Source organism: Winogradskyella haliclonae, assembly GCF_014635865.1.
GTDB classification, from domain to species: Bacteria; Bacteroidota; Bacteroidia; order Flavobacteriales; family Flavobacteriaceae; genus Winogradskyella; species Winogradskyella haliclonae.
Genome location: NZ_BMDQ01000001.1, coordinates 1666436 through 1678993 on the forward strand (window position 1 = coordinate 1666436; position 12558 = coordinate 1678993).

The 12558-nt window shown below is 33.9% G+C and carries 12 protein-coding genes; 7 read left to right on the forward strand and 5 right to left on the reverse strand.

Features of this window, described 5'->3' with window-relative positions:
* The first annotated feature begins 72 nt into the window (after positions 1-72).
* The 3 genes from nusB (at position 73) to yajC (ending at position 1999) form a co-directional block, all read left to right on the forward strand.
* The gene (gene nusB / locus IEV10_RS07725) at positions 73-1017 is read left to right on the forward strand and encodes a transcription antitermination factor NusB (protein WP_229719627.1); all 945 of its coding nucleotides are present in this window, start codon (positions 73-75) and stop codon (positions 1015-1017) included.
* A gap of 124 nt (positions 1018-1141) precedes the next feature.
* Positions 1142-1696, forward strand: coding sequence for a DUF1573 domain-containing protein (locus IEV10_RS07730; protein WP_188374100.1), 555 nt, complete (start codon positions 1142-1144; stop codon positions 1694-1696).
* A gap of 9 nt (positions 1697-1705) precedes the next feature.
* Positions 1706-1999 (forward strand): preprotein translocase subunit YajC, encoded by a 294-nt coding sequence (gene yajC, locus IEV10_RS07735; RefSeq protein WP_188374101.1) that lies wholly within the window; start codon positions 1706-1708, stop codon positions 1997-1999.
* Between the two features lie 64 nt (positions 2000-2063).
* Here the strand turns inward: yajC and IEV10_RS07740 are convergent, their stop codons facing one another.
* Both IEV10_RS07740 and pepT read right to left on the reverse strand, forming a co-directional pair.
* Positions 2064-2663, reverse strand: coding sequence for a YdeI/OmpD-associated family protein (locus IEV10_RS07740; protein WP_188374102.1), 600 nt, complete (start codon positions 2661-2663; stop codon positions 2064-2066).
* 41 nt (positions 2664-2704) lie between these two features.
* A complete protein-coding gene (gene pepT, locus IEV10_RS07745) occupies positions 2705-3946 on the reverse strand; it encodes a peptidase T (protein ID WP_188374103.1) in 1242 nt (413 codons plus the stop codon).
* A 114-nt stretch (positions 3947-4060) separates the two neighbouring features.
* On the opposite strand from pepT, the gene IEV10_RS07750 reads away from it, so the two are divergent.
* Complete coding sequence (locus IEV10_RS07750; protein WP_188374104.1) at positions 4061-5098, forward strand: quinone-dependent dihydroorotate dehydrogenase; 1038 nt, start codon at positions 4061-4063, stop codon at positions 5096-5098.
* Between the two features lie 38 nt (positions 5099-5136).
* Here the strand turns inward: IEV10_RS07750 and IEV10_RS07755 are convergent, their stop codons facing one another.
* On the reverse strand, positions 5137-6882 hold the full coding sequence (locus IEV10_RS07755; RefSeq protein ID WP_188374105.1) for a T9SS type A sorting domain-containing protein: 1746 nt from the start codon (positions 6880-6882) through the stop codon (positions 5137-5139).
* A 186-nt stretch (positions 6883-7068) separates the two neighbouring features.
* Between IEV10_RS07755 and IEV10_RS07760 the strand changes: the two genes are divergently transcribed.
* Positions 7069-7659, forward strand: a complete 591-nt coding sequence (locus IEV10_RS07760) for a LysE family translocator (RefSeq protein WP_229719628.1) — start codon at positions 7069-7071, stop codon at positions 7657-7659.
* Between the two features lie 46 nt (positions 7660-7705).
* Positions 7706-8569 carry a hydroxymethylglutaryl-CoA lyase gene (locus IEV10_RS07765; RefSeq protein WP_188374107.1) on the forward strand — a complete coding sequence of 288 codons (864 nt, stop codon included), beginning with the start codon at positions 7706-7708 and terminating at the stop codon, positions 8567-8569.
* A 191-nt stretch (positions 8570-8760) separates the two neighbouring features.
* Here the strand turns inward: IEV10_RS07765 and IEV10_RS07770 are convergent, their stop codons facing one another.
* Positions 8761-9411, reverse strand: coding sequence for an HmuY family protein (locus IEV10_RS07770; RefSeq protein WP_188374108.1), 651 nt, complete (start codon positions 9409-9411; stop codon positions 8761-8763).
* Positions 9412-9425: 14 nt separating this feature from the next.
* The gene (locus IEV10_RS07775; RefSeq protein WP_188374109.1) at positions 9426-11561 is read right to left on the reverse strand and encodes a TonB-dependent receptor plug domain-containing protein; all 2136 of its coding nucleotides are present in this window, start codon (positions 11559-11561) and stop codon (positions 9426-9428) included.
* Positions 11562-11652: 91 nt separating this feature from the next.
* On the opposite strand from IEV10_RS07775, the gene IEV10_RS07780 reads away from it, so the two are divergent.
* Positions 11653-12558 (forward strand): DUF6607 family protein, encoded by a 906-nt coding sequence (locus IEV10_RS07780; protein WP_188374110.1) that lies wholly within the window; start codon positions 11653-11655, stop codon positions 12556-12558.

The window sequence follows — 12558 nt, forward strand, 5'->3', positions numbered from 1 at the left end:
AATACTATTTTTGCAGGGTGAAACTAAATACGGTTTCACCTTTTTTAATGATTTAAAATAAGTTCTTTACATATGCTCAATCGACGACACATTCGTATTAAGGTTATGCAATCTTTATTCGCCTTTAAAGGCACAGAAAGTGATGACTTTTCAAAAGATGAAAAATTCCTTTTTCAGAGTATCGATAAAATGTCTGATTTATACTTCGCCATGATGGCTTTATTGATTGAGTTGCAAAAGAAAGCGAATTCTAAACTAGAACTCTCTCAAAAAAAATTACTTGCTACAGAAGAAGATATCAATCCAAACCGAAAGTTTGCTGATAATGCTGTGCTTGAGTTTATTTGTAATAATACAATGCTTAAGGAAATCATCGAAAAACGAAAACTTAATTTTTGGGATTTAGATTTTGAGTATGTAGATATTATTTACAAGGCGATTCTAGAAAGTGATATTTACAAAGAATATATGTCTAAAGGTGCTTCTGATTTAAAGGAAGATAAAGATTTTATGGTAGATATCTACTCTGAAATTATCGCACCAAACGAAAAGCTTTTTGATTACTTTGAAGACAAACAAATCACTTGGGTAGACGATTTACCAGTTGTAAATACTGCTATTGTTAAAACTTTCACTAAGCTTAAACTAACAAAACCTGAAACGTATTTAATTCCTGAATTATATAAAGATGAGGATGATAAAGTTTTTGCTAAGGATTTATTAGTTAAAACACTTTTAAATGCATCAAAATTTTCAGAAGAAATTGCGGCAAAAACGACCAACTGGGATGCTGATAGATTGGCAAGCTTGGACGGCGTCTTATTGCAAATGGCACTATGTGAGTTTCAAAAATTTGCTTCAATACCTGTAAAAGTGACCATTAATGAGTATTTAGAGATTGCTAAAGAATACTCAACACCAAAAAGTAGCTTGTTTATTAACGGTATTTTGGATAAGATTGTAAAAGAGTATAAGCAAAATAATATTCATAACAAGATTGGGCGAGGTTTGATGTAAAAAGCCCGTAAATTCTATAGTTTACTATCTGTTAAGGGTGTATTAAAAATTTTTATTCGTTGAAATTATTATTACATTTGGCGATAGATTAAGAAATATTTAAAATTAATTTAAAAACATAGCGATGAAAAAAGTTATTTTAGGCCTTGGTGCAATATGTATGCTAGCCTTTACATCATGTAAGGATAATGCTTCTAGCAAAGTGAATTCTGAAAATGTTGCACTAGCAGCAGAGCGTGATGCTAATGCTGGAAATTTACCAGTGATTACGTTTGATAAAGAAACTCACGATTTTGGTACAATAGAAAACGGGACACCGGTTGAAACTACATTTAAGTACACAAATTCTGGTAACTCAATGTTAGTAGTAAGTAATGTAAAAAGTACTTGTGGTTGTACAGTACCATCTAACTACACAAAACAAGTTGCTCCTGGTGAGACAGGTGAATTTACAGTAAAGTTTAATGGAAAAGGTAATGGTAACAAAGTTACTAAAGCCATTACTATGACTACTAATACAGCTAAAGGTAATGAGCAAGTAAAGATTACAGCTTTTGTAGAAAAAGACCCTAATGCAAAAACTCCAGCTCAGGCAAATGCTGGTACTTCAAGCATCTTACAAGCTCAACCAAAGAAATCTAGTACAAGACCAGGTCACGAAGGTCATAACCACGATTAATTAAAATTCATGGGAGAAGGAATAAGCTCATTTTTACCATTTATAGCTATGTTTGCTGTAGTGTATTTCTTTATGATTGCACCACAGATGAAACGTGCTAAAAAAGAAAAAGCCTTTGCATCAGCATTAAAACGTGGTGATCGTGTTATTACCAAAAGTGGTATGTACGGAAAGGTGGCAGAGCTAAACGATAAAGACAATAGCTGTGTTATAGAAACACAAGCTGGAAAAATTAAGTTTGATCGTTCTGCAATTTCTATGGAAATGAGTAACAAGCTAAATAAACCAGCAACTACAAAGTAATTGCTTGGTATATAATATTAAAAGCCACTCGAAAGAGTGGCTTTTTTATTTGTAATATCTAAAGCTAACAATTCTTATACTTATCATGAAGCCCAACCCCGTTAAGAATCATAGGTGTAATTTTCTCTAATCGAGATAGCTTAGTCGCTTCTCTTTTTGCAGAGGCAATGTGCTCACAATATTCACGTTGTTTTCCTGGCGTCAAAGCTTCAAAGGCCAATTGCAAATCTTGGTCATTGTTTAGAGCTGCTTTTAATTCTTCAGGGATAACAACAGTTTTACCTTTACGTTCAACTTTTATTTCTTTGCCGGCGTGCTGATTTTCTATAGCTTCTTTTACATAGGCCAATACTTGGTCTTTATTAACATCTTCAATCTTATCAAAACGCATTTGACGTAAGCCTTTTGTTTTACCTTCTTGTGCATTGACTAAAAGCTTGTGTTCATCTTTTAAAAACACACCATTAAAAAACCAAATGCAGAAGTGGTGTTTAAAAGCGCCTAAACCTAATACATTTTTTCCATTAAGATCATAAACTGGGGCAGACCATTTTATAGCCTCATTTAGTTCTGTTTTTAAAACAATACCACGCAACAGCTCAAGAGCATCTTGCCAATGATTATTAGTTTCTATATATTCTTCAACGGAGTAGACTTTTTTCATATTTTTTGATTTTAAGTAATATGAAGTTACTCAATAAATTCTTATTTATAGTTGTCCGCCGTCAATTCGGCAATCTTACAAATCACTTCAGTAGCTTTAATCATACTCTCTACCGGTACATACTCATAGCGTCCATGAAAGTTATGCCCGCCAGCAAAAATGTTAGGACAAGGTAATCCCATATAACTTAACTGTGAGCCATCTGTACCACCACGTATGGGCTTTATTAAAGGAGTTATGTCTAGAGCTTTCATCGCTTCTTCAGCAATATCAACAATATGCATGACAGGTTCAACCTTTTCTTTCATATTGTAGTATTGGTCTTTAATCTCTATTTCAAAAACAGGTTTGCCATATTTGTTGTTGAGGTCAATAGCAATCTTTTGCATTAGTGATTTGCGTGCTTCAAACTTGTCTTTATCGTGGTCTCTAATAATATATTCTAGCTTTGTAGATTCCACTTCGCCATTAACAGCATATAAATGAAAAAAACCTTCGTAACCTTCAGTATGTTCTGGTGTTTCGTGTTTTGGCAAGGCATTAACAAACTCACTAGCGTAATACATGCTATTTACCATTTTGCCTTTAGCGTAACCTGGATGTACAATCTTTCCGTTTACCTTTACAACGGCACCTGCAGCATTAAAATTCTCGTATTCTAATTCGCCAATTTGGCTACCATCCATAGTATACGCCCAATCAGCTCCAAATTTTTGAACATCAAACTTATGTGCACCACGACCAATTTCTTCGTCAGGTGTAAAGCCAACTTTTATAGTGCCGTGTTTTATTTCGGGATTATTGATGAGGTGTTTCATGGCTTCCATAATTTCGGTAATGCCAGCCTTATCATCAGCACCCAAAAGTGTTGTGCCATCTGTGGTGATTAAGGTTTGTCCTTTGTAGAGTAGTAAGTCTTCAAAATAATCTGGTGACAAAACAATATTTTCTTCAGCATTTAGCACCAAATCCTGGCCTTGGTAATTTTCTACAATCTGTGGTTTTACATTGGCGCCTGTATAATCTGGAGTAGTATCAAAATGAGAGATAAAACCAATTACCGGAACGTCATGGTCTACATTGCTAGGCAAGGTTGCCATAATGTAAGCGTTGTCGTCTATAGAGACATCACTCATGCCCATGGCTTTAAGTTCATCGGCAAGTTTGTTTGCCAAATCCCATTGTTTTGTTGTACTTGGTGTCGTATCTGAGTTTGGATCAGATTCGGTATCTATGGTAACATAACTTATAAAGCGGTCTATGAGTTGTTGTTTGTTTATCATTTTTAGTTTCATTTTATCCAAAAATAGAGATTGAAAAAGGATAGTGCAAGCACAGATTTACTTTCTTTTTATTTGCTATAAATTGATGTATTTTTGCAGGGTAAAACACAAGGCATGTACAAGTCGCTAATCCGTCCTATTCTTTTTCAATTTGACCCTGAAAAGATTCATTATTTTACGTTTTCATTAATTAGGGGTTTGTCTAAAATTCCAGGATTAAAAGCACTGTTTAGAAGCCTATATCTAATAGAAGACAAGCGGCTAGAGCGTGAGCTTTTTGGATTAAAATTTAAGAACCCTGTTGGTCTAGCTGCGGGTTTTGATAAGAATGCAGTGTTGTATAACGAACTGGCAAATTTCGGTTTTGGATTTATTGAAATAGGAACTGTAACACCTAAAGGTCAAGCAGGAAACCCCAAACAACGCTTATTCCGATTAAAAGAAGATCAAGGGATTATTAACCGAATGGGTTTTAATAATGAAGGTTTAGAAGCTGCAATAGCACAACTCAAAAAAAATAAAGGGCAATTGATTATCGGTGGAAATATTGGTAAAAACACCCAAACCAAGCCCGAAGATTATACTAAAGATTACTTAGAATGTTTTAATGCGCTGCATCCTTACGTTGACTATTTTGTACTGAATGTGAGTTGCCCAAATGTGGATAGTCATGCCAAGCTTAATGATAAAGATTATTTATTAGAGTTAATTGGGGATGTTCAACAAGCCAATACAGCTTTCAATATAAAGAGACCTATTCTTCTTAAAATAGCACCAGATTTAAATGATGGTCAGCTAGATGAAATTGTAGAAATCGTAAAGGAAACTCATCTCGATGGTGTTATTGCAAGTAATACTTCAACAGATAGAAATGATTTAAAAACATCTGACGAACGCTTGGCTCAAATTGGAAACGGTGGTTTGAGCGGACAACCGATAAAAGCAAAATCAACTAGAGTTATAAAATACCTAGCGGATAAAAGCGGAAAGTCTTTCCCAATTATAGGTGTAGGAGGTATTCATTCGGCAGAAGATGCTCTCGAAAAAATTGAAGCTGGTGCTGACTTGCTACAAATATATACTGGCTTTATCTATGAAGGTCCGAGCTTGGTTAAAGCTATTAATCAGGCGATATTAAAAATGGCGCAATAAATACGCCCTTTTTAATAATGTATTCTTTTTCAAAAATTTTAGTTTTTTACAAATGCTAATGTCTGACTAGCATTATCTTTATTTAGTTTTATAAAGTATAAACCTTCTTTTAATTCTTTAATATCTATAGAGAACTCAGAAATTGAATTGATTTCGGAAGTTCTTAAAACCTGACCTAAAGTACTTATTATTTCATAAGAGTCAGGAAGATATTCTGATTGTATATTTAAAATATTTGAAGAGGGATTAGGAAATAATTTTATGGTTGATGTCTTAAATTTGTTCAAGCTTAAAACACTTGCGCTTCTAAAATTATCTGTTGTGCCAAAACCATAAGACCCTCCACTTGCTAATAAGGTGTTGTCGGCCGCTCTTAACTCATAAGAGCCATTACCTTCAGCACAACAAATACCATCTCCATATGCATCAGCGATTACAAACGAGTAGCATGAATTAGGGTTTATGTTAAAGACTTCTATCTTTGTAGTAAAATCATCAGTACCTTCAATATAAGGTCCGCCAGAATACAAAGCCATATCATTTTCATCTAAAAGTTGCCATGTGGTTTCATCTGGCCAATCATCTAAAGTTAGGGTTAATTCTATAGTGGTTGTACTTATTTCTGGTGCACCTACATTAATATAGTCAGATTTCATCTTGCTAATACTAGTCGTTCCATCAGAAATAGTAAGTGCTACGTCATAGTCGCCAGCTGTATTGTACGTGTGTGTTACATTTTGAGTTGTGTAATCTATTATATCATCTCCATCTACATCCCATGACCAAGATGTTGCACCTATACTGTTGTCAGTAAAGTTTACGGTTAGGTTAGGTAAACAGCTTTGTGTTTCGTTAGCAGTAAAATCTGCATTAAAACTAGGGCAAATTAAATTGTTACGTGATGACTGATAAATTGCACTAATCCTAGCTAATTGTTGTAAAGAAAACTGAGTTCTGCATTCTTTTCTGGAATATGACATTAAGTTTTCTGGATCTGGTGTATAAAAATCACTATTGGCATCTTGAGTACTACCAGTATAAATACAGCTAGAGTTTACGTTTCCATAACTAAGTTGAGGATCAGCAGGCGTATCACAAATAAAATCTCCAGTAGTAGCACAGTTAGATCCATCTACTAACTCAGCAGTTGAACCTGGTGTATTACTATTACCATGAGTATGCGATAAAGCAAAAAAGTGGCCAACCTCATGAGATAGTGTACTGCCATTGGTAGCACATGAATTAGCCATTAAAATATTTTCGGTAATTGCACCACCTGGGAAACGCGCATAACCACATAAGCTTCCTCCAGATGTACTACTTACCACAGAATTGGTGAAGTAGATATTCATAATATTTGTTTGACTATGGTCTGCAAATAATTGTGCTTCGTCATTGGTCTCGTAACTGTAAAAGTTATCATCATCTATGAAGTTAATTCCGTCACAGAGGAAAAATTCTAGTCCAGCATCTACATAAATAGCATTCATCTCAGTAATGGCGTCATTGAGTTCTGAAACCGTAAGTCCACCTAAACCATTAGTTTGCCGAATAATATGTGCTTTTATAGGTACAGATGTAATCACCGTTGAGTTTGATGATAGGCGCTGTTGTATAAATTCTTCTTCTAGAGATTTAATTTTTTGTCTTATAGAATTGAAATACTGTTGTGCTTCAGGCGTGTACTTAAACCCACACTCATCAGCCTGTCCGTAGCTTGTTAAGTTTAGTAAGCAAACAACAGCAATAAGTAAAATTTGCTTAGGGGAAATGTTTGATAACATTGGTTGATAGTTTTATATAGTGCCGAAAATAAGAATTTAACTATGAAAAACAATAAAAATCAGATAAAACGAAAAATTAAGTAAGTTTATTGCTACAAATTTTATTGTTTATAACTTTGTTATTACGTGTTTTCGTTTATTTTAGCTAAAATTTATAGTTTGAATTACGAAACACTTTTGTTGTTCATGTCTGCAACAGCAGCTTTGGCCATATCTCCAGGGCCAGATAATATATATGTGCTTGTTCAGAGTTTAACTAATAGTAAAACTCACGCACTAGCTACTGTAGCTGGATTAATGATCGGTTGTATTATACATACAACTTTGCTTGCATTTGGTGTATCTGCAGTAATTAGAGATAATGATAATATTTTTTTAGGCATAAAAATTCTTGGTGCAGTGTATCTTTTGTATCTAGCGTATAAGGTGTATAAATCTGATAGCAAAATATACATCGATACTGAAAATGCGCCTCAAAAAAGTTTGAAACAGCTCTTTATTCAGGGATTTTTTATGAATGTACTTAATCCTAAAGTGACCATTTTCTTTTTAGCATTCTTTCCTACTTTTTTATTTAGTGAGACTTTGAGCCCTGTGCTACAGTTTTATGTTTTAGGAGGTCTATTTATTGTGGTGTCTTTTATTATTTTTTCGTCAATAGCCCTTTTAGCGAATACTATAAAGCGTTCATTACTGAAAAATAAAAACTCTGGTTTGATGTTCAAATGGCTTCAGATTATTGTTTTTATTGGGATAGCAGTTTTTATAGTGTTGTAATTTACAGGCTATGATATCGACCTACTAAGTCTTATATTTGACCTACATGAAAAACCACGTAAAACTTATTGAATGCCCACGAGATGCTATGCAAGGCATAAAGGATTGGATACCTACAGAAAAGAAGGTACAATACATTCAGTCTTTATTACGTGTTGGTTTTGATACTATTGATTTTGGGAGTTTTGTGTCGCCAAAGGCTATTCCTCAAATGGTAGATACTGCTGAGGTTTTATCTCAGTTAGATTTAAGTAAGACAAAAAGTAAGTTGTTGGCTATTATTGCTAATACACGTGGCGCTAATGATGCATCAAAACATCAAGAAATTAACTATTTAGGGTTTCCGTTTTCTATCTCTGAAAACTTTCAGATGCGTAATACACACAAAACTATTGCGCAATCTGTAATCACACTTTCTGAGATTTTAGAAATTGCAGATAAAAGTAACAAAGAAGTTGTTGTTTATATTTCTATGGGATTTGGGAATCCATATGGTGATCCATGGAATGTAGATATCGTAGGTGAGTGGACCGAAAAATTGGCCAATATGGGCGTAAAAATTTTGTCCTTAAGCGATACAATAGGCAGCTCTAATCCAGAGAATATAGATTATCTGTTTTCAAACTTAATTCCAAAATATTCTCATATCGAATTTGGTGCGCATCTACACACAACACCAACAACGTGGCATGAGAAAGTTGATGCTGCATTTAAAGCGGGTTGCAGACGTTTTGATGGTGCTATTCAAGGATTTGGTGGTTGTCCAATGGCAAAAGATGAACTTACTGGCAACATGCCAACCGAGAAAATGTTATCGTATTTTACCCAGCAAAACGCACATGATTTAAGCGCTATGGCTTTTGAAAGTGCTTATAATGAAGCTAGTAAAATCTTCAATTATTACCACTAGTATTCTAGAACAAAATTTACATACTTAAGTATAATACTGTCACTAGCATTGAGGCCATGATTAAACAAACGAAAAGTATTAAAATACGCTTTGCTATTAGTTTTAGTTTCAAAGTAAAAAATATATTAAGGCTTCAGAAAAATAAAATTTATCTAAAGCCTTTATTTCTATATTAAACCTGAATAGGAAGATTATTCAAATGTAGTTACACCTTCATTTGGTTGATACACATAATCAAAAGTGTAGTAGCGTGGCTCATTAACTAGAGCGTCTAATTGGTCCTCAGGCGGATTATCTCGATAATAACTGTCGATTGATACTTTTGCATACTTTCCATCTCTCGTTCTAAAAACTAATACTCTACCAGGTGTAGGTAAAATTAGATTAGTACCAAAAGGTGGTGGCCCTGTGTAGGTATACCAACCCATTCCTGATGCTCTTATTATTGCTAATTCAGTCGGCGAATCTTGTCTAAAGAGGCTTTCATCTACTTCTGTGACATTAGCAAAAGTATCTTCTGCGACATATGCTGCTGCGTTACCATTTCTTTCTGGTTCACCAACTGTACCTTGAGTAGTTCCGCCATTAACAATTATTGCGGTACTTCTAAATGCAATATCCCAATCTGTATCACTAGTTGTAATACTACCAGATTCAAAATCGAATTTAGTAAAGGGACCTTCATCTGGTTGTCCCATACCTCCACCAGTAATATCAGCAAATAAATTTGTGATTTGTTCGGATTCAATAGGAACAAGTGTTTGACCGTCGTCATCACTACTGCACGATGTTATCAGAATTGTCAGTAGTGCAAATAAGCTTAAAAATTTAAATTTTCTCATATCTATTTATTGTTTTAAAAATTCACTTTTATTCTTGCATAATACATTCTACCAGGTATTTGTGTAATAGAATTATTATCGTTCGGATTAGAGATTGGGTCGGTAAAATCAAAAAGGTTATCTACACCAAGACTCATCCTATAATTTTCGAAAAATGTTTTGTTCAATGCTATGTCCCAAATAGCATAACTTGGCAAAAAGTCATCAAAATTATCAACATAACCATTGCCGTTAGTATCCATGAAACCTTGCTTTCCAGAAACTTGTACACGAAGATTTGCATCAAAATTTCCCTTTATATTCTTGTAGAATAATTTAGAATTCCCAAGATGACGAGCACGACCAGGAAGCCCGAAATAATCATTTTTATCTAACTGAAAGTCTAAGCCGGTACTTTGGTCTCTTCCAAAGACTCTACCGTCTTCGAAGTCTTGTTTTTCTTCTTTGTCTTTTGCAATTAAGTATTGATATCCACCAGATATGGTGAAGTTTTTATTGACTGCCCAAGACGAATTCAATTCTAATCCCTGAAAATAGACTTCATTACGATTGAAATAACTAAATACATTTTGCCCATTAGAACGCTGTGCAACAGGAATAACATCTATTAGATTAGAAACATCATTTCTGAAGAAATTAATACTCGCTTTTATAGAATTGGTTGGTTTAAATTCGGCCCCAATATTTATTCCTACAGAACTTTCAGCTTGTAGGTCTTCATTAAACATTGACAGAATATTGGGTAGGTTGGCTATACTACCAGCGGTTAAAAAGCCATTATCCGCTAAATCTTGTAATCTTTGAGGAGCTACATTATAACCCAATACAGTGTAACCCACTAGACTGTTGGTAAAGTCTAAAAATAGTTGTCGAAAATCTGGGGCTTTATAACCATAGCCTAGGGAGCCTTTTAGGGATAGTTTTTTAGTAATATCATATTGGATTGCCAATTTTGGACTCAATTGATCAGTATATACATTATGAGAATCATAGCGAAATCCAGCAATAATATTTACTTTTTTGATAGGGTTAAAATCATATTGTCCGTATAAATATGGTGAGTTAAATTCTGGTGAGATTGAAAAATTAGTTCTATCTAATGTCTCTTTAGTATAGCCAGCACCTAATACAAACTCATTGTTTTTATTTATTGTATAGACTGCCCTTACTTCTGGTCTTATAAAATATTGGTCAAATTCAGATTGGGTGAAGTTATCTCCAACATCATCATTCAGAAACTCAATAGTGTTATAATTAGAAATATAAAATTCTAATTGTCCTTTCCATTTTTCATTGAAAGTGTGATTTAGTAAAAGTGTGCCATTCAAGTCTTCTTCTTTACTTTCGCCTCTAAAGACTTCTCCTGTAGAGACGTTTTCACCAACATTATCTTGATCATTTTGAAAATACCTTCCTGAAAAAGTAAGTCGAGTATCGTCATTAAAGTCATAAGTAAGCTTTGAAAATATAGTGAAGGTCTTAAAGGGCTCAACGGTTTGGGTTTGATTAAAAGGATTTAAGTCATAGCCATCACTACTAAACCTGTTGACAAAAGCAGTAATACCAAAGTTTTCTTCCTTAAAACTTAAATTAAGATTAGTATCGTTATTATTAAATGTACTCAATCTATGACTAATATCGCCCGAGAAACCTTCTATAGGGTCAGCAGTTATTATATTCACAACACCGCCCAAAGCTTCATTCCCATATAAAGCAGACGAAGGTCCTTTTACAATTTCTAACTGCTTAATATTGCCTACAGTAACACGATTCAAATCTAATGTTCCTGCAGAGCGTCCAACTAACGGAACACCATCCAAAAGAATAAGAACATATTGTGAGTCTAAACCTTGCAGTTGAATACCTTCACCACCACCAAAATCTGGGACTGTAATAAGACCAGTATATTCATTAAGTAAATCAGTTAAACGGACAGAATTAATAGCTTGTATTTGTTTTCTGGTTATAATTTGTACAGGAAGTGGCACAGTAGATAGTTGCCTTATAGTTCTTGTTGCAGTAATCAAGACTTCATCTAATTTCTCTGTATCTGTAGAATCTTTTTTTACAGGTTTGGTTTCTTGAGCCTGTGAATAACTCAGAAAAAAAAGTAGAAAATAAATACAGAAATAATTTTTATTTAGACTCATTCTTAATTATTTTTGCTGCAAATATATAAGTTATTTTAATTCAATCTAAATAAGAATAAAATATTTTCAAAAAAATTAATCATTAACTAAAATGAAAAAAGCAATACTACTTACAGGTTTAATTTTAGCATTTTCACTTACTGTAAATGCCCAAAAAAAGAAGAAGAAAGACAAAGAGGCTATTAAAGAAATGTGTGGTTGCTTTGAGGTGACTTTCAATTTTGCAGAAACCTTTCAATTTTCTAAAGATTCACTCTATAAGCCATCAAAAACAAAAACAGACAAAGGTTTAGAGTGGGCGCAACTCGTGGATGATGGTAAAGATAAAGTATCTATTCAGCACTTATTACAAGTAGGACCTCCAAACAAGCCATATATAGTTAAGCATTGGAGACAAGATTGGTTATACGAGAATACAGATTTCTATATGTATAATGGAGATAATGAGTGGAACTTTATGCAGAAAGATAAAAACGATGTAAAAGGGCAGTGGACTCAAAAGGTATTTCAAGTTGATGATAGCCCTCGTTACGAAGGCTCAGGAACTTGGGTACATGTAGATGGAAAGAGTTATTGGGAGAATACAACAACAGCGCCTTTACCAAGACGCGAGTATACAAAACGAAGCGATTATAACATTACTATGAGAGGTAATAGACATGAGGTTACTGATTATGGTTGGGTTCATGACCAAGACAATGCTAAGATAATAAGAAAAGACGGTAAAGATGACGTAGTACTAGCACATGAAAAAGGATATAACACCTATAAAAAAGTTGATGATAGTCGCTGCCAAGCGGCACAAGATTGGTGGAAAGAACATTACGAAAAATGGGTTTTTGTAAGGACAAAATGGGATGATGTTTATGGACGTAATATGGATTTAAACTTGAGGAAAAAAGTTGATAATAAAGTACTGTATAAACATCTTTTTGATGATGATATGACTGCAAAAGGCGATATAGAAAAAGTAATTGAAGCATTTGTAAAAAAGTAA